Annotated in this window: 17 protein-coding genes; 5 read left to right on the top strand and 12 right to left on the bottom strand. The window is 71.6% G+C overall.

Annotation, left to right across the window (positions count from 1 at the left end; all coding sequences use genetic code 11):
- The first annotated feature begins 15 nt into the window (after nucleotides 1–15).
- Nucleotides 16–195 (top strand): BldC family transcriptional regulator, encoded by a 180-nt coding sequence (locus tag ACLL9L_RS17190; protein ID WP_411285898.1) that lies wholly within the window; start codon nucleotides 16–18, stop codon nucleotides 193–195.
- Between the two features lie 198 nt (nucleotides 196–393).
- Here the strand turns inward: ACLL9L_RS17190 and ACLL9L_RS17185 are convergent, their stop codons facing one another.
- Complete coding sequence (locus tag ACLL9L_RS17185) at nucleotides 394–1,668, bottom strand: MFS transporter (protein WP_411285871.1); 1,275 nt, start codon at nucleotides 1,666–1,668, stop codon at nucleotides 394–396.
- Nucleotides 1,669–1,821: 153 nt separating this feature from the next.
- Here ACLL9L_RS17185 and ACLL9L_RS17180 point away from each other — a divergent pair, with 153 nt between their 5' ends.
- Together ACLL9L_RS17180 and ACLL9L_RS17175 are read left to right on the top strand one after the other, a co-directional pair.
- Entirely contained in the window at nucleotides 1,822–2,808 is a 987-nt protein-coding gene (locus tag ACLL9L_RS17180) for a phosphotransferase family protein (protein WP_411285870.1), read from the top strand.
- Between the two features lie 32 nt (nucleotides 2,809–2,840).
- Complete coding sequence (locus ACLL9L_RS17175) at nucleotides 2,841–3,401, top strand: type II toxin-antitoxin system PemK/MazF family toxin (protein WP_411285869.1); 561 nt, start codon at nucleotides 2,841–2,843, stop codon at nucleotides 3,399–3,401.
- Nucleotides 3,402–3,436: 35 nt separating this feature from the next.
- On the opposite strand, the gene rpsT is transcribed toward ACLL9L_RS17175, so the two are convergent.
- The 7 genes from rpsT to hflX all read right to left on the bottom strand — a co-directional run bounded on the left by rpsT (nucleotide 3,437) and on the right by hflX (nucleotide 12,777).
- On the bottom strand, nucleotides 3,437–3,697 hold the full coding sequence (gene rpsT / locus ACLL9L_RS17170; protein ID WP_411285868.1) for a 30S ribosomal protein S20: 261 nt from the start codon (nucleotides 3,695–3,697) through the stop codon (nucleotides 3,437–3,439).
- Between the two features lie 236 nt (nucleotides 3,698–3,933).
- Entirely contained in the window at nucleotides 3,934–4,917 is a 984-nt protein-coding gene (gene holA / locus ACLL9L_RS17165; protein WP_411285867.1) for a DNA polymerase III subunit delta, read from the bottom strand.
- Between the two features lie 38 nt (nucleotides 4,918–4,955).
- Nucleotides 4,956–7,190, bottom strand: coding sequence for an ATP-dependent DNA helicase (locus ACLL9L_RS17160; RefSeq protein WP_411285866.1), 2,235 nt, complete (start codon nucleotides 7,188–7,190; stop codon nucleotides 4,956–4,958).
- Between the two features lie 95 nt (nucleotides 7,191–7,285).
- Nucleotides 7,286–8,053, bottom strand: coding sequence for an SDR family NAD(P)-dependent oxidoreductase (locus ACLL9L_RS17155; protein WP_411285865.1), 768 nt, complete (start codon nucleotides 8,051–8,053; stop codon nucleotides 7,286–7,288).
- 32 nt (nucleotides 8,054–8,085) lie between these two features.
- On the bottom strand, nucleotides 8,086–10,785 hold the full coding sequence (locus ACLL9L_RS17150; protein ID WP_411285864.1) for an MGH1-like glycoside hydrolase domain-containing protein: 2,700 nt from the start codon (nucleotides 10,783–10,785) through the stop codon (nucleotides 8,086–8,088).
- Between the two features lie 292 nt (nucleotides 10,786–11,077).
- A complete protein-coding gene (locus tag ACLL9L_RS17145; protein WP_411285863.1) occupies nucleotides 11,078–11,203 on the bottom strand; it encodes a hypothetical protein in 126 nt (41 codons plus the stop codon).
- Between the two features lie 119 nt (nucleotides 11,204–11,322).
- Complete coding sequence (gene hflX / locus ACLL9L_RS17140; protein WP_411285862.1) at nucleotides 11,323–12,777, bottom strand: GTPase HflX; 1,455 nt, start codon at nucleotides 12,775–12,777, stop codon at nucleotides 11,323–11,325.
- 92 nt (nucleotides 12,778–12,869) lie between these two features.
- Between hflX and ACLL9L_RS17135 the strand changes: the two genes are divergently transcribed.
- Entirely contained in the window at nucleotides 12,870–13,481 is a 612-nt protein-coding gene (locus ACLL9L_RS17135) for a class I SAM-dependent methyltransferase (RefSeq protein ID WP_411285861.1), read from the top strand.
- A gap of 285 nt (nucleotides 13,482–13,766) precedes the next feature.
- On the opposite strand, the gene ACLL9L_RS17130 is transcribed toward ACLL9L_RS17135, so the two are convergent.
- The 4 genes from ACLL9L_RS17130 to def all read right to left on the bottom strand — a co-directional run bounded on the left by ACLL9L_RS17130 (nucleotide 13,767) and on the right by def (nucleotide 16,675).
- The gene (locus ACLL9L_RS17130; protein ID WP_411285860.1) at nucleotides 13,767–13,970 is read right to left on the bottom strand and encodes a hypothetical protein; all 204 of its coding nucleotides are present in this window, start codon (nucleotides 13,968–13,970) and stop codon (nucleotides 13,767–13,769) included.
- A 231-nt stretch (nucleotides 13,971–14,201) separates the two neighbouring features.
- Complete coding sequence (gene dapF, locus ACLL9L_RS17125) at nucleotides 14,202–15,077, bottom strand: diaminopimelate epimerase (protein ID WP_411285859.1); 876 nt, start codon at nucleotides 15,075–15,077, stop codon at nucleotides 14,202–14,204.
- Nucleotides 15,078–15,081: 4 nt separating this feature from the next.
- A complete protein-coding gene (gene miaA / locus ACLL9L_RS17120) occupies nucleotides 15,082–16,083 on the bottom strand; it encodes a tRNA (adenosine(37)-N6)-dimethylallyltransferase MiaA (RefSeq protein WP_411285858.1) in 1,002 nt (333 codons plus the stop codon).
- Nucleotides 16,058–16,675: a peptide deformylase gene (def, locus tag ACLL9L_RS17115; RefSeq protein ID WP_411285857.1), complete on the bottom strand. Its 618-nt coding sequence runs from the start codon at nucleotides 16,673–16,675 to the stop codon at nucleotides 16,058–16,060. The genes miaA and def overlap by 26 nt, the downstream gene beginning before the upstream one ends.
- Nucleotides 16,676–16,853: 178 nt before the next feature.
- On the opposite strand from def, the gene ACLL9L_RS17110 reads away from it, so the two are divergent.
- The gene (locus ACLL9L_RS17110) at nucleotides 16,854–17,213 is read left to right on the top strand and encodes a hypothetical protein (RefSeq protein WP_411285856.1); all 360 of its coding nucleotides are present in this window, start codon (nucleotides 16,854–16,856) and stop codon (nucleotides 17,211–17,213) included.

The raw sequence follows: 17,213 nt of genomic DNA, 5'->3' as shown, positions 1-17,213 counted from the left end.
GCCAACCCCGCGCTCATTCAGGCAACGGATCCCGAGACGTTGCTCAAGCCCGCCGAGGTCGCGGCGATGTTCCGCGTCGACCCCAAGACGATCACGCGGTGGGCCAGGGCCGGCCAGCTGACCGCGGTCCACACGCTCGGTGGCCACCGCCGCTACCGCTACAGCGAGGTCAGCCGGCTCCTCAAAGTGGGTTGACGCCGCTGCACGCGTTGATGCCGGCACCTCGGCGCAGACCGGTGGGGGACGAACGACGGGACGTGGGCGGCCCGCCACGCGTCTGACGTCACGGATCTGCCTCTGGGAGCTGTCGTTCGTCACCGTCTGCGGGGACCCTGCTCTCCCGCGCAGCGCAGATCGTGGTCCACGGCGCTTCCCCCCGGCGCGAAGAAGTCGTCAGGAGCCGGAGGGGCGGCGGCGCTGGACGACGATCGAGATCACCGAGATGACGACTCCAAGCACCGCCAGCAGGGCGCCGACCCGGCTCGGCCACTCGTAGCCGAAGCCCGCCGCGAGCACCACGCTGCCCAGCCACGCCCCGAGCGCGTTGGCGATGTTGAGGGTCGAGTGGTTGAGGGCGGCCGCCAGGGCCTGGCCCTCGTGGGCCACGTCCATGAGCCGGGTCTGCAGCATCGGCACGAGGATCGAGGGCAGGAAGCCGAGGATGAAGACCATGATGACGGCGAGCGCCGGGACGTGGACGAGGAACCCGAAGACCCCGAGCATGATGGCGATGAGCGCCATCGACACGACGATGCCGCGCATCAGGCCGAAGCGCGCCACCCGGCCCGAGACGACCATGCCGGTGACCATGCCCACCCCGTAGATGCCAAGGATGACCGGGACGAACGACGTGGAGAAGCCGGCGAGGTCGGTCATCGTCGGGGTGATGTAGGCATAGGTCGCGAACATCCCCCCGAAGCCGACGGTGCCGATCAGGAGTGCTAGCCAGACCTGAAGGCGTTTGAGTGCCCGCAGCTCCCCGAGCATCGACTCCTCGCCGCTGGCCGGCTGGTCCGGGATCCACGCCCAGGTGGTGAGGACGGTGATCGCCCCGATGATCCCGACGACCCAGTAGGGCACCTGCCAGCCCAGATTCTGTCCGAGCAACGTCGTCAGCGGCACCCCGATGACGTTGGCGACGCCGAGCCCGACGAGCATCATCGCCACCGCCCAGGTCCGCTTCTCCCTAGGGACCAGGCTCGCGGCGACGACGGAGCCGATGCCGAAGAACGCCCCGTGCGGCAGGCCCGAGAGGAAACGGGCGCCCATCAGCTGGCCGTAGGTCGAGGCGAAGCCCGAGGCGACGTTGGTGATGGCGAAGCCGACCATGAGGGCGAGCAGGACCTGCTTGCGTGGCACCCTGGCCGCCAACACCGCGATGAGGGGGGCCCCGACGACGACCCCTGCGGCGTAGGCCGACACGAAGTGGCCCGCCGTCGGGATGTCGGTGCCGATCCCCGCCGCGACCTGCGGCAGCAGGCCCATGGTGACGAACTCGGTGGTGCCGATCGCGAACCCGCCGACGGCCAGCGCGAGGAGGGCGAGGCCCACGCGCCCCGAGGCGGCCCCCGCATTCCCGAGCGTCGGGTCGGCGGTCGGGGGGGTCGGGGCGGTCTCGGAGGTCCGGACGGTCTGGGACGTGTCGGAGGACAGCAGGACGTCAGTCATCGGGGCCGTTCGTCGGAGGTGTGCGGGTGGACGTGCGGGTCCGCGATGACCGGCTCACGTTGCTCTCGACGGCAACACGGCAAGGGTCCCGGTTATTCACGGCCCGGGCAAATTGGGGTGAACTGCTGCACCACGTCGGGGCAGACTGGCGGGATGAGCACGGTCCCCGACGTCGACTACCGGGCCACCTCGCAGCGGCCGAGCTGGTCGATGCTGCCCTCCGGGGTGCGCGCGGAGGTCGCCTCCCTCGTCGGCAGCCGGGTGGTCGCGGCCGACCCCGTCGTCACGAGTGGGTTCACCGGGTCGTATGCCGGTTCGGTCAGGTTCGCCGACGGCTCACGGGCCTTCGTCAAGGCCGGTGGCCCTGACATGCCCCACGTCGTCGACGCGCTCGCCCGGGAGGCGCGGGTGCTGCGTGCGCTGCCACCCGGCATGCCGGCCCCCGGCCTGATTGCCGCAAGTGCGACGCTGGGGTGGAGCGTCCTGCTCCTCGACGTGGTCGACGGGCGGATGCCCGGCCAACCCTGGACGCCAGCCGACATCGACGCGGTCCACGAGGCCTGCGTCATCCTGGCCGAGCTGGCCACCCCGTGTCCCGCCGAGCTCGCCGGCGCCAGCGTCGCCCGGGGCATGGCCGGCGACGAGAGCATCCTCGGTGTGGGTCAGGCCATGGGCGAGGGACGGTTCGAGCTGCCGGCGGGGATGCCGGGGTGGGTCCTGCGACGGCAGGAGGATCTCGGGGCCCTGGTCCTCGACGCGTCGAACCACCTGTCGGGGGCCACCTTGTCCCACGGGGACGTGCGGCCTGACAACCTCCTCGTGGACGGCGCCGGGAAGGCCTGGGTCGTGGACTGGAACTGGGTCGGGGTGGGACCGGCCTGGGTCGACCTCGTCGGGCTGGCGCCGATGATGGCGTGGCAGGGCTTCGAGGTCGACGGGCTCATGGAGACGTCCCCGCTCACCCGGGACGCCGACCAGCTGGGCATCGACGGGTTCCTGGCCGTCATCGCGGCCTACATGATGAGCGACCTCGACGCGCCGCCGCCACCCGGCTGCACTGCGGCGCTGCGTCGGCACCAACGACTGATGGCCCGCATGTTCCTCGACTTTGTTCGTCGCCGGCGCGGCTGGGAGGCCTGAGCGACACGCCGCTCCCGGCTACGGTGAGGGCCATGGCAGACGGACTCGGACGGCGATTGTTCAGCGCAGTGCAGCGCACTCTCGGACTCGGCGGTGGCAGGGCTGAGCACGAGCCGGACCGGCCGGTCCGACCGACGCCCCGTCGCGACCGGCCCGGCGACGGGGGCGTCGCTCCCCCGAGCCGCACCCGGGCCTACCCGGGCGACTTCCGGGGCGTCCCGGCCATGAGCTATGCGCCGGAACCCGACGGTCAACCCGACCCCGGCGAGATCGTGTGGACATGGGTGCCGTTCGAGGAGGACCACTCCATCGGCAAGGACCGACCCGTCCTGCTGGTCGGCTCCGACGGCGACTGGCTGCTCGGGGTGATGCTCACGAGCAAGAACCACGATCGGGACGCGGCGCAGGAGCACCGGGCCGGTCGGGACTGGGTCGACATCGGCTCAGGGGCCTGGGACCGGGCGGGACGCCCGAGCGAGGTGCGGATCGACCGCATCATCCGGGTCGACCCGGCCACCGTGCGGCGGGAGGGCTCTGTGCTCGGAGAGGACCGTTTCCTCAAGGTCGCCGACGCGATCCGGCGCGAGGTCTGAGTTCCTGAGTTCCCCCCGCACACGGGGCGCTCGGGTCAGAGCGACGAGGCCTGCTTCGCCATCGCCGACTTCTTGTTCGCGGCCTGGTTCTTGTGGATGACGCCCTTGGCGGCCGCCTTGTCCAGCTTGGTGGACGCCGTCTTCAGCGCGTCCTTCGCCGCGTCGGCGTCACCGGAGGCCGCGGCCTCACGGAACTTGCGGACCCAGGTGCGGATCTCGCTCTTGACGGCCCTGTTGCGGTCAGTGCGCTTCGCGTTGGTCTTGATGCGCTTGATCTGCGACTTGATGTTTGCCACGAGTGATCTTTCTTGGTCAGTTGATGAGTGCCGTGAAAGGCGGCAGACGCGGATCGGGACTGGGAGTCGAGGACGCCCGTGGGTGAACCGCGCTGGATGGTGCAACGCACGCACACGACCGGGCGCGCACGCAAGGAGGAAATCTACCAGCGGTCAACGCCCCGCCCAAACCGGCGAACGAGAGGAGCGGGTCAGCGCCCGGGTCAGCGCAGGGCCAGCGCAGGGCCAGCCCCCGGTCAGCGCCGCACTCCGGTCCGCGCGGTGGTGATCGTCAGGATGGCCCGCTCCACGGCATACACCGGGTCGCGGCCGCCGCCCTTGACCTCGAAGTCCGCGGCCGCGACGGCCCGGATCGCCCGCCCGAGGCCCTCGGCGTCCCAGTGCCCGACCAGCCGGCGGGCCTTGTCGACCTGCCATGGCGCCATCCCGAGCTCCTTGGCCAGCTGCTGGCTGCTCCCCCGGCCTGCCGAGCCGACCCTGACGAGCTGGCGCAGCTGCGCCGCGAGGACGGCGACGATCGGGACGGGGTCGACCCCGGTGGCGATGGCGTGCCGCAGCAGGCGCAGGGCGTCGCCGGTCTGGCCGGCCATCGCCGCGTCGGCGACGCGGAAGCCGGTCGCCTCGACCTTGCCCCCGTGGTAGACCTCGACAAGCTGGTCGTCGATGACCCCGTGGGTGTCCGACACCAGCTGGCTGCAGGCGGCGGCGAGCTCGCGCACGTCCTTGCCCAGCGCCTCGATCAGCGCGCGGACGGCCTCGGGGGTGGCCTTGCGACCCTGGCGTCGGAACTCGTTCATGACGAAGTCACTCTTGTCCCGGTCGCTCTTGATCGCGGGGCAGTCGATCACCCGGGCGCCCTGCTTCCTGAGCAGGTCGAGGACCTTCTTGCCGCGCTGGCCGCCACGGTGCACGGCGATGAGGGTGACTTCGGGGGCCGGTGCCGCGAGGTAGTCGAGCAGGTCGGCCTGGAGCTCGTCCGTGGCCTCGTCGACAGCCTGCACCACGACGGCCTTGTCTCCACCGAAGAGGGACGGGCTGGTCTGGATGCCGACGTCGCCCGGCTGGTAGGTCGACGCCGTCAGGCGGATGACCTCGAGGTCCGAGCTCGTGTCCCGCAGCTGCGCGACGGTGCTCGCGACGGCCCGCTCGGCGAGGACCTCCTCAGGTCCGCTGACGAGGACGAGCGACGGGACGGTCGGCGACGGGGTCACGACGCTCACCCTGTCACGTCCGGCCGACACCTCCGTCGACCGGCACCTCAGTCGAAGGAGAAGGTGGAGTCCTCCAGCTCGAGCCCCAGCTGCTCGAGCCGGGCCGAGACGACCTCGGCCGGGAGCTCGAGGTGGTCGGCGAGCCCGCCGAGGTCGACCCCGGCCTCGACCCCCTCCGCGAGCTCCCCGTCCTGCACGCTGGTCCAGGCGTGCCCGGCCACGACGGCTGTGCGCGACGAGGTGGGCACAGGGGTGACCCCGGCGACGGGACGGGAGTCGACGACGTCTTCGATCGCTCCGGTGACCCCGCGCAGCGCCGGGTCGGCAACCGGCTCCGGCTCGGGCGCGATGTCGTCGAGGCGGCGCAGGGCGGCGAGCACCATCTCGCGGTCGGTCGTGGGCCAGAAGGGGGGCAGCGAGCGCTGGAGGAACCCGGCATACCGGGCCGTCATCATCCGTGAGTCGAGGAAGGCGACGATGCCACGGTCCTCGGCGCGACGGATCAGCCGGCCGGCGCCCTGCGCCAGGCGGAGCGCGGCGTGCGTGGCCGAGACGGCCATGAACCCGTTGCCCCCCATCCGGGCGATGGCCTGCGCGCGGGCCGACGCGAGCGGGTCGTCCGGTCGGGGGAAGGGGATGCGGTCGATGATGACGAGCTGGCACGACGACCCCGGCACGTCCACGCCCTGCCAGAGGGTGAGCGTCCCGAAGAGGCAGGTGGTGGGCTCGCGGGCGAACTGGCGCACCAGCGTGGAGATCTGGTCGTCGCCCTGGCAGAGGATGTCGATCCCGGTGCCGTCCTGCCCGAAGCGCGCCCGCAGCTCCTCGGCGGCGTTCTGGGCGCCCCGGGTCGAGGAGAAGAGGCCGAGGGTGCGACCGCCGGCGGCCCGCACCAGCGCCTCGATCTCGTCGAGCGTCTCGGGAGGCGTGCCGTCGCGGCCGGGTGGCGGCAGGTGCTTGGCGACGTAGGCGATGCCCTGCTTGGGGTAGTCGAACGGGCTGCCGACGTCGAGACCCTGCCAGGGCGGAGCGCCGTCGCCGCGCAGGCCGATCGTGCCGGCGACGGCATCGAAGGTCCCGCCCAGCTCGAGCGTGGCTGAGGTGAGGATCACGGTGCGGTCCTCGAAGATCCGCTCGCGCACCAGCATCGCCACGCTCATCGGCGCCACCCGCAGCACGGCGCCGCGCCGGGGGTCCTTGCTCACCCAGACGACGTCGAGCTCGCGTTGCTCCAGGATCCGTGCGGCGTTCTCGTTGAGCTCGTCGATGGCCGCCCGCGCGACCTGGCGACCGCCGTCGGCCTCATCGCCGGGGGTCGGCTTGAGGTCGGACTGCACGGCGCGGGTCGTGTCGCGCACCCGCGTCAGGGCGAGCGCGAGGGAGTCCGGTATGCCGTGAAGGCGCCCCTCGGGCAGCGTCTCGAGGACGCTGTCGAGCAGGAGTCCTGCGTCCTCGACCTCGGCGGTGTTCTCCGACAGCCGCCCGGCGCGCTTGGCCGCGGACGTCACCATGGCAGAGGTGAGCTCGTCGGTGATCGTTGAGGTCACCCGGTCGACGAGCTCGTGCGCCTCGTCGATCACGAGGACGTCGTGCTCGGGCAGCATCTGGCGACCCTCGAAGGCGTCGATGGCCATGAAGGAGTGGTTGGTGACGATGACGTCGACGTCCCTGGCCGCCTCGCGGGACCGTTCCACGAAGCACTCGGCGACCATCGGGCACCTCGACCCGAGGCACTCGTGCGCCGAGACGGACACCTGGCGCCACGCGCGTTCGGAGACGCCGGGCACCAGCTCGTCGCGGTCGCCGGACTCGGTGGTGTCGGCCCACTCCCGCAACCGGACCACCTCCGCCCCGAGCCGTGAGGCGCTGCGATCCACCTGCTCGACCCCGAAGAGGCCCTCCTCCTCGGGGAACCCGCCACCGAGCTTCTGGACACAGACGTAGTTGCGCCGGCCCTTGACCAGCGCGTAGGTCGGGGTCCGGCCCAGCAACGGCTGCAGCGCGCGGGCCAGCCGTGGCATGTCCCGGTCGACGATCTGGGCCTGCAGGGCGAGCGTCGCCGTGGCGACGACGGCCGGCCTGCCCACGTCGATGGCGTGCTTGACCGCGGGCACGAGATAGGCCAGCGACTTGCCCGTGCCGGTCCCCGCCTGGACGAGCAGGTGCTCCCTGGACTCGACGGCCCGCTCCACCGCCTGGGCCATCTCCACCTGCCCGGCTCGCTCGGTGCCCCCGACTCCCAGGACCGCGGCGTGCAGGAGGGCATCGAGGTCGGCGGCCATCCCCCCAGCGTATGCCGGGTCGACGCCCCACCCGCGACGCTCCACAGGCCGGGTGATTCGAGCGCGGCGTCGTCGGTCAGCGCCCCCAGCGCCCTTCAGAGCCCGACGGACCCCTGCATGATGCCTCCGTCGACGACGACGGTCGTGGCCGTGACGTAGGCCGCCTTGTCTGACGCCAGGAAGACGACCGTCTCGGCGACCTCCTCCGGCTTCGCCACCCGGCCGAGCGGGATCGAGGCGTTGAGTGCCTTGAGCTTGTCGGGATCGGTCGTCGTCGACGTGTTGATCGGAGTGTCGACGGCGCCGGGCGCGACGTTCAGCATCCTGATGCCGTGGGCGCCGAGCTCCACGGCCGCGTTGCGCGTGAGCATCCGCATCCCCCCCTTCGACACGCAGTACGGGGTGTTGCCCGGCATCGGCCAGTCCTCGTGGACGGAGGAGATGTTGATGATGACGCCGCCCCCACCCTGGGCGATGAACTGTCTGGCCGCGAGCTGCGATGCGAAGAACGCGCTCTTCAGGTTGACGGCCATGACCGTGTCGTAGTCCTGCTCGCTGGTGTCGAGGAGTGACGTGCGGGTCTCGATGCCGGCGCTGTTGACGAGCACGTCGATCCGCCCGTACTGCGCGACGGCGACCTCGATCAGTCGGCGCAGGTCCGCCACCTTGCTGACGTCGGCGTCGACCCCGATCGCCTCGCTCCCGGCCCGGGTGATCTCGTCGTCCAGCTCCTCGGTCGCCTCCGGGTGGACGACGTAGTCGATGACGACGTTGGCCCCCTCACGGCCGGCGGCGAGCGCGATGGCGGCGCCGATGCCGCTGTTCCCCCCGGTGACGATGACGGTCTTGTCCTTGAGCAGCACGCTGGGCTCCTATGGCAGAGAGGCGGATCGGGTCAGTTCTCAGAGGGATCGGTCACGGCTGAGGTGGCGACCGAGGTGGTGCAGATGAGGTGCGCGACGAGGGCCGTCCACCCCGTCTGGTGGGAGGCCCCGAGGCCGATACCCGTGTCGCCGTGGAAGTACTCGCTGAAGGTCGGGTGATCCTGCCACAGCGGCCCGTGCCCGTGGTCGCGGGGATCGCTCGGTCGACGCCCCTCGCCGTCCGGCCGAAAGAGCGAGACGAGTCGCCCCTCGATCCGCTGCGCCACCTCGTGCAGGCCCAGCCGTTGCCCCGACCCCGTCGGGAACTCCACGCTGACGTCGCGCCCGGCCCCCGCGGCATACGTGTGGAGGGCGTCGACGAGGAGGGCGTTGACCGGGAACCAGATCGGCCCGCGCCAGTTGGAGTTGCCTCCGAAGAGCGCGGTGTCGGACTCCCCCGGGGTGTAGTGGGTCGACATCCGGGTGCCCGCCACATCGAGGGTCAGCCCGTCGCGGTGGGCCGCCGACATCGAGCGTATGCCGTGCGGCGAGAGGAACTCCTCCTCGTCGAGCAGCCGTCCGAGCAGACGCACGAGCCGGCCCCGGTCGACCACGGCGAGGGTCATCCCCGAGCCCTCGTGACCCGAGGTGTCCATGATGCTCTCGCACTGCTCGGCGCGATGACGCTGGAGCCACCGCAGCGAGGCGGTGAAGTCCGGCAGCTCCTGCTCGACCCAGGACGGGCTGTTGGCCACCGCGAGCAGCGGCAGCAGGCCCACGAGGGAACGCACCCGCATCGGCTCCAGCTGGCCGTCGGGACCGGACAGGACGTCGTAGAAGAATCCGTCCTCCTCGTCCCACAGCGAGATGCCATGGCTGCCAAAGGAATCCATCGCGTCGGCGATGGAGCGGAAACGCTCGAGGAAGGTCGTGGACAGGTCGTCGAACGCGTGGTCCGTGCGGGCGAGCTCCTGCGCGATGCGCATCATCGACAGGCACATGAACGCCATCCACGCCGTGGCGTCCGACTGCTCGAGCCGCCAACCCGCCGGGACCTCCCGGGACCGGTCGAAGACGCCGATGTTGTCCATCCCGAGGAAACCGCCCTCGAAGAGGTCGGAGCCGTCGGCGTCCTTGCGGTTGACCCACCAGCTGAAGTTCAGGAGCAGCTTGGTGAGGACCCGCTTGAGGAAGTCGGTGTCGCGGGCGCCGTCGCGCAGGTAGACCTGCCAGGCAGCCCAGGCGTGGACCGGCGGGTTGACGTCGGAGAAGGACCACTCGTAGGCAGGCAGCTGGCCGTTGGGGTGCTGGGCCCACTCCCGGCACAGCAGCAACAGCTGCGACTTGGCGAAGGCGGGGTCGACGTGGGCGAGGGCGACGGCGTGGAAGGCCAGGTCCCACGTCGCGAACCAGGGGTACTCCCACTCGTCCGGCATCGAGATGACGTCGGCGATGGAGAGGTTGCGCCACGCCGAGTTGCGCCCGACCGGCTCCGGAGCCCGCCGTTCGAGGGGCGGCGGCGGGGACGCCGGGTCGCCGTCGAGCCAGTGCGCCACGTCGTAGCGGTAGGCCTGACGGCACCAGAGCAGGCCGGCGAAGGCCCGCCGCGCCGTGTGCCGGTCGACGTCGTCCACCGCCTCGGGGATGACGAGGGCGTAGAACGCGTCCGCCTCGGAACGCCGGTCGGACACGAGCCTGTCGAAGGTCGCGAACGGTCGATCCGGTCGGGTCCCGGAGCGCAGGCGCAGTCGCACGGACACGCTCTGGCCCGGCGGTACCGCCTCGAACGCGTAGTGCAACGCCGCCTTGGTCCCGACCGCCTCGGGGTTGAGCCCCGAGGGGTCGCCGCGGACGATCGCCCGGTCGACGGCGTCCTTCGGGTGGGGCGAGCGGTTCGTCGTGCCGTAGAGCCGTTCGCTGTTGGTCTCGTTGTCGCACACCAGCACCTGGGGCGTTCCCTCGGCGAACAGCATGTAGCGGCCGAGGAGCTCGTGCTCCGCCTCGACGACCACGAGGTCGCCGTCTTCGAGCTCGGGCGCGGTCGTCCGTCGCAGCGATGGCAGCCGGTCGTCCTGGCCCCACGCCCACGTGTTGCGGAACCACAGCTGCGGCACGAGGTGCAGCGGCGCGGGGTCGGGCCCGTGGTTCGTGGCGGTGATCGTCACGAGGACGTCGCCAGGGTCGGCCTTGGCGTGGGTGACCCGTACGTCGAAGAACCGGTCCTCGTGCAGGACCCCGGTGTCCGAGAGCTCGAACTCCTCGTCGGCTCGCGACCGCTCGGCGTTGGTTGTCACGAGCGCGTCATAGGGGTAGGCGGCCTGCGGGTAGCGGTAGAGCCACTCGGCCCATGAATGGGTCGGGGTGGCGTCGACGTGCCACCAGTACTCCTTGACGTCCTCGCCGTGGTTCCCCTGCGGGTTGGTCAGCCCGAAGAGCCGTTCCTTGAGCCGGTCGTCGCGCCCGTTCCACATCGCGACGGCGAGGTTGAGGAACCCGAACCGGTCGCAGAGCCCGGCCAGACCGTCCTCGCCCCACCGGTAGGCCCGCGCGTGCGCCTGCTCGAACGGGAAGGACTCCCAGGCGTTTCCCTCCGCGGAGTAGTCCTCGCGCACGGTCCCCCACTGCCGCCCGGAAAGGTAGGGCCCCCACAACCGCCACGGGTCGCTGTCGCCGGGTGACTCGGCGAGCCGGGCATGCTCGGGGCTCGGCGCAGGCTCCGGGGGTGACGTCACCGGCCCACCCTGCCAAGGTTTCCTGAGAGGCACCGCACCGGCATACCGGCGTTGCTCAGCCCGCGCGGGGCGGTGGGTCGAACAGGGCCCGTTCCGCCGGGTCTGCCAGGCTCAAGGAGGGGAGATATCTTTTCTGGGTGGGACCTGGTGAGCGGGACCGAGTGCGGGTGGCGCCCGGGGTCCCTCGACCCGACGCACCAGCTCGTCGAGCGGGACATCGAGGACGTGCAGCTCCACCGCCAGGCCGTGGGCCCCGGGCCCACTCGCGCTTGGCGTCACGTTCGGACCTGGCTCAGAAGCCGTCGTCGAGGACGACCGTCAGGCCGGCCTTCGCGAGCTCCTGGGTGAGCCGCCAGAACCGCTCCCCGATCCGCTCCCGGAAGCCCTCGTCGACGTGGTCGATCACGAGATCGCTCATGCACTCGTCCGGGTTGAGCCGCACGGCCGGGACGCTCGGCCTCGAGGCGACGGGACAGGGTGGACTTGCCGCTGCCCGGCAGCCCGCAGAGCAGGATGATGCGCCCGCCGGGCATCAGGTCAGACGAGGTATGCCGCGAGCTCACCCGTGAGGGTCGGGTGCACCCTGGCGTGGACGAAGGTGCCGTCTTCGCGGTGGTCCGTGGAGAGGATCTCGGCCTCGGCGTGCAGACGACTGAGCAGGTCGCCGCGGTCGTAGGGCAGGATCGCCTTGACGTCGATGTCCGGCCGCGGCAGCTCCTGCGCGATGAGGTCACGCAGCGCACCCATGCCCAGGCCGGTGCGGGCCGAGACGATGATCGAGTGCTTCTCGTGGCGGGTCAGCCGGTCGAGGACCTCGGGGTCGGCGGCATCGGCCTTGTTGATGACGATGACCTCCCGGACCCCGTCGGCCCCGACGTCGGCGAGCACCGATCGCACGGCCGTGATCTGGCCCTCCGGGTCGGGGTGCGAGCCGTCGACGACGTGGAGCAGGAGATCGGCGTCGCCCACCTCCTCGAGCGTCGAGCGGAACGCCTCGACGAGCTGCGTCGGCAGCGACCGGACGAAGCCGACCGTGTCGGCGAGGGTGTAGGGGCGCCCGTCCTCGGTCTCGGCTTTGCGGACCGTCGGGTCGAGGGTCGCGAAGAGCGAGTTCTCGACGAGGACACCGGCGCCGGTGAGGCGGTTGAGGAGCGAGGACTTCCCGGCGTTGGTGTAGCCCGCGATGGCGACGCTCGGCACGTGGTGGACCTTGCGGCTGCTGCGCTTGGTGTCGCGGGTGGTCTTCATTCCGGTGATCTCGCGCTTGAGCTTGGCGATCCGGGTGTTGATCCGGCGGCGGTCGAGCTCGATCTTCGTCTCACCAGGGCCGCGCGAGCCCATCCCCTGCCCGCCGGCGGCCTGGCCGCCCGCCTGCCGGGACATCGACTCACCCCAGCCGCGCAGGCGTGGCAGGAGGTACTGCAGCTGGGCGAGCTCGACCTGCGCCTTGCCCTCGCGGCTCTTGGCGTGCTGGGCGAAGATGTCGAGGATGAGGGCCGTGCGGTCGATGACCTTGACCTTGACGACGTCCTCGAGCGCACGCCGTTGGCCGGGGGCCAGCTCGCCGTCGCACACGACGGTGTCGGCGCCCTCGGCGATGACGATGTCACGCAGCTCGATCGCCTTGCCCTTGCCGAGGTAGGTCGCGGGATCCGGCCTGTGCCGGCGCTGCAGCACACCATCGAGCACGGTCGAGCCGGCGGTCTCGGCGAGGGCCGACAGCTCGCGGATGGAGTTCTCGGCGTCCTCGACGGTGCCCTCGGTCCAGACCCCCGCGAGGACGACCCGCTCGAGCCGCAGCTGGCGGTACTCGACCTCGGTGACGTCCTCCAGCTCGGTGGAGAGGCCGGACACGCGCCGCAGGGAGGCGCGCTCCTCACGGTCGAGCTGTTCACCGTCGACATCGTCCGTCAGGTAGTCGTCCTCGAAGGCGTCCGCCTCGGCGGCGATGGCGGCGGCCTTGTCGGCAAGTAGTTCAGAGCGTCGTGTCATGTTCTCCCTAGTGTCCCATGTGGTCAACGACACCCGCGAGCCGTTTATGCCGGCGTGGGCGTCGTTGACCTCCCCCCAGTACCGTGGTGGCGGTGAGCGGCGACCACTACTTCACGGCCGAGCCGGTCGGCGCCGCCGAGCGTCGGCCCCTCTCTGTCGAGCTGGCCGGGCGCCGGCTCAGCCTCCAGACGGCGGGCGGCATCTTTTCCCCGGACCGGGTCGACGTCGGCACCGGCGTGCTGCTCCGCCAGGCGCCCAAGCCGCCCCGGACGGGAAACCTCCTCGACCTGGGCTGTGGCTGGGGTCCCATCGCCATCACCCTGGGGCTGGTGTCACCCCAGGCCCACGTGTATGCCGTGGACGTCAACGAACGGGCCCTGGACCTGGTCCGGGACAACTCCAGCCTCTTGGGCATCGAGCACCTGACGGCGAGCCGGCCGGAGAACGTGCCGCACGACGTGCGTTTCGACGCAATCTGGTCGAACCCGCCGATCCGGGTCGGCAAGGCCGCCCTGCACGAGATGCTCGAGACCTGGCTGCTGCGGCTGGAAGCCGCCGGGACGGCATACCTCGTCGTGCAGAAGAACCTCGGCGCCGACAGTCTGCAACGGTGGGCCAACGACAGCCTCGACGGGCTGCGGTGCGAGCGCTTCGAGACAGCGCGGGGGTTCCGCATCCTTGCCGTGCGGTGGGCCCCGGCGTGAACGCACCCGACCCGGTTGACGCCGCTCGGCGAGCCGTTGCCGAGTGGTTCCCGCAGGCCCGGGCCCGCCTGGCTCGGCGGCAGCGTGTCACGTGGTGCCGGGACGTCGACGTCGGACCTGGACATCACCGTCCTGCTGGACGGGAAGCCTGCGCCCCAACGCGACTCACGACGATTCGAGGTGTGGCCGGTCGAGCTCTTCGTCCACACCGAGGCGTCGCTGGCCCACTACCGGGCCAAGGACGCCGCGCGGCGCCAGCCGACGATGACGCGCCTGGTGGCCGAGTCAGTCGTGCTCGTCGATGTGGACGGCTCGGGGGTGACGCTTCCCGCGGACTGCCGTGCGCAGGTCGTGGAGGGGCCCCCACCGCTCGATGTCGATGAGGTGGCGACCTTCCGCTACGCCGTCAGCGAACTCATCGAGGACCTGCTGGGGCCACGGACCCCCTCGAGCGCACAGCTGTCGCCACGGCGCTCTGGGACCGCGCACTGCGACTGCTCCTCGCCGGGTCCGGCCGCTGGGTCGGGACGGGCAAGGGCCTGGTCCGCGAGGTCGTGGCGCTGGACTCGGAGCAGACCTCGACGCGGGCGACGACCTTCGACGCGGCATTGCGGGGCGCCCTGGAGGGTGACGTGGGAGCGCTCGTCGAGGCGGCCGACGAGGTGCTCCGGCCGTGGGGCGGCCGGCTCTTCGAGGGGTATTGCGTCGGCGGGGGTCTGACTAGCTCGGCGGGGAGGGAAGCTCGAGCGTGCCGTCGGCGACCAGGACGGCGGGCCCGGCGAGCTCGACGTGCTGGTCCGGGAGCGCACGGACGCTCAGCCGACCGCCGGGCACGTCGACGGTCCACTCGCGGTTGTCGTCGCTCTCGCCCTCCCACCAGCGGGTCGCGAGCGCAGCCGCGGCGGCGCCCGTACCGCACGAGCGGGTCTCACCGACGCCGCGCTCGTGGACCCGCATCGCGATGTGGCCCTGGGCGATGGCCCGGACGAACTCGACGTTCGTGCCGTGCGCGGGGGTGGGTGACACCGCGGGGGCCTCGGTGAGGTCGAGGGTGTCGAGGTCGATGCCCGGAGGCAGGATGACGACGGTGTGAGGGTTGCCGAGGTCGAGGCTGAGCGCCGGCAGCTCAACGCCCCCCCGCGCCCGCACGGTCGAGTCGAAACCCCGCTCCCGAGCGCCGGCGGGGTCGACGACGCGCCACGGGCCGAGGTCGACGGCATACTGCTCGCCGGTGACGACGACGGTCTTGACACCCGCGCGGGTGGCGATGGCGAACTCGTCGGCCGTCTCGAGGCCCTCGCGGCGCAGGTAGGCCGCGAAGACCCGGGTGCCGTTGCCGCACATCTCCGCAGCGGAGCCGTCGGCGTTGCGGTAGTCCATGAACCAGGCGGCCCGCCCGGCCTGCTCACGCACGAGGGCCTCGCTGGCCCGCGCGGTGGGGACGACCCGGATGACCCCGTCGCCGCCGAGGCCGGCGCGTCTGTCGGCCAACAGTCGGACCTCCTCGACGGTGAGGTCGCGGGTGCCGTCGAGGTCGGCCACGAGCACGAAGTCGTTCTCGGTGCCATGTCCTTTGGTGAAGTGCAGACCGCGCATGCGGTCATTCTGGCAGGGCGGCCGTCACGGTGCCGGCCTCGACCAGCGCCAGGACGCGGTCCACGAGGTCGGGGGCGTCGTGCGGGAGCCAGACGATCCGCGGGTCGGGCCGGAACCACGACTCCTGCCGGCGGACGAGACGACGGGTGGCGGTGATCGTCTGCTCCTGCGCGAGCTCGGCCGTGATCGTCGCGTCGAGGTGGGCGATGGCCTGGCTGTAGCCGAGGGCCTTCGCGGCGGTCCGACCCTCCCGCAGGCCCAGGCTCAGGAGGACCTCGACCTCGGCGACCAGGCCCGCCTCCCACATCCGCCGCACGCGCCGCTCGATGCGCAGGTCGAGGACGGGTCGCGGGGTCGCCAGCCCGATGGTCACGGTCGCGAGGACGTGCTCCCGGCGAGGTCTCGTCGCCGAGAAGGGGCGGCCGGTCAGCTCGATCACCTCGAGGGCCCTGACGGTCCGCCGGCCGTTGTTGGCCTCGATCGCCGCCTCCGCGGACGGGTCGAGCTCGCGCAGCCGCGCTCGCAGCGGATCCAGTCCGTGCGCGTCGAGCTCGGCCTGCAGGCGAGCGCGGACCGCCGGGTCGGTCGGGGGGATCTCCAACCGGTCGAGCGTGGCCCGCACATAGAGCCCCGAGCCGCCGACGACGACGACGCGGTGGCCCCGGCCCTGGATCGCTGCGATGTCCGCGCGCGAATGCCGTTGGTATGCCGCGACGCTGGCCTCGTCGCGCAGGCCCAGGACGTCGAGCTGGTGGTGCGGGATGCCGCGGCGCTGGTCGGGGGTCACCTTTGCCGTGCCGAGGTCCATCCCGCGGTAGAGCTGCATCGCGTCGGCGTTGACGATCTCGGCGCCGACCCGCTCGGCGACGTCCAGGGCCAGGTCGGACTTGCCACTGGCGGTCGGGCCGACGATCGCGAGCAGCGGCGGGGGGAGCTCGCGCTCGTCGGGTCCCCGGTCCCCGGTCCCCGGTCCCCGGTCGTCAGACGAGGAGCTCGTCGTGACCACCCTCGTCGAGGTCGTCCTCGTCGTGTCCGAAGGGGTCGACGTCGACCCCGGGCATCCATGAGCTGCCTGGCACTCCCCAGCCGTTCTTCGTGATCGCCTTGCGTGCCTTCTTGGCCTGCCGCTCGTCGAGCCGGTCGACGTAGAGCTTGCCGTTGAGGTGGTCGAACTCGTGCTGCATGCACCGGGCGAACCAGCCGGTGGCCTCGAACTCCAGCGGGGCCCCGCTCAGGTCGAACCCGTTGACCCGGGCGTGCTCGGCCCGTTTGAGGGGGAAGCTCTCGCCCGGCACCGACAGGCACCCCTCGGTCTCGAGATCGGGGTCGGGGCGTTCCGTGGACACCTTGCTCAGCATCAGGATCGGGTTGACCACCACGCCGCGCACGGGCACGCCGTCGTCGTTGGCCATCTCGTAGACGAAGAGACGCCGGCCCACCCCGATCTGCGGGGCGGCGAGGCCGACGCCGTGGGCGGCGTCCATCGTGTCGAACATGTCCTGGACGAGTTGTGCCAGCTCGTCGTCGAAGGACTCGACCCGGCTCGCCGGTCGATGGAGCACCGGATCTCCGGTGATGACGACGGGACGCACGGCCATCCCCGAAGTCAAGCAGGGATCGTGCCGGGAGTTCAACGTGGACTCGCATGACGCGCCGCGGACCTTGGCGACGCTGCGGAGGACGTGCCCGCCCCCCGGGGTGGCACCGCGGGGGCGGCTGGACCAGAGTGAGGGCCCAGGGGCAGGCAGGTCCCTCCCGAGACGACGAGGAGTCCCGATGGACGACACGAGTGGAACGCCCGACACGACCGGCGCGCCCGAGGCGACCGGCGCGCCCGGTGCGGGGAGCCCGGACGAGCAGGTGGACCGTCGCGACGAGGCCCTGGGCAACAACCCCTACGCCAACCAGACCGTCCCCGCTGCGGGCCGGCAGCAGGGCGGGGACACCGGTGACGGCGCCGACCACCCCGGCTCCGAGGCCGCCAACGACGACCACGCCCCCGGCAGCGCCGGCTTCGACCCGGGGTCGCTCACGGACGGCAGCGGTGACAGCGCCCCCGACCGGGAGCCGGTCGACCCGAGCGTGGAGTCGTCCGACGGCGGCGAGTCGGGGCAGGATGCCGGCCTCAACGCCTGA

The sequence above is a fragment of the Lapillicoccus sp. genome, assembly GCF_046595215.1.
GTDB lineage: Bacteria > Actinomycetota > Actinomycetes > Actinomycetales > Dermatophilaceae > Lapillicoccus.
The sequence above is the reverse complement of the archived record's forward strand: the minus strand, read 5'-3'. Positions and strand labels throughout refer to the sequence as shown.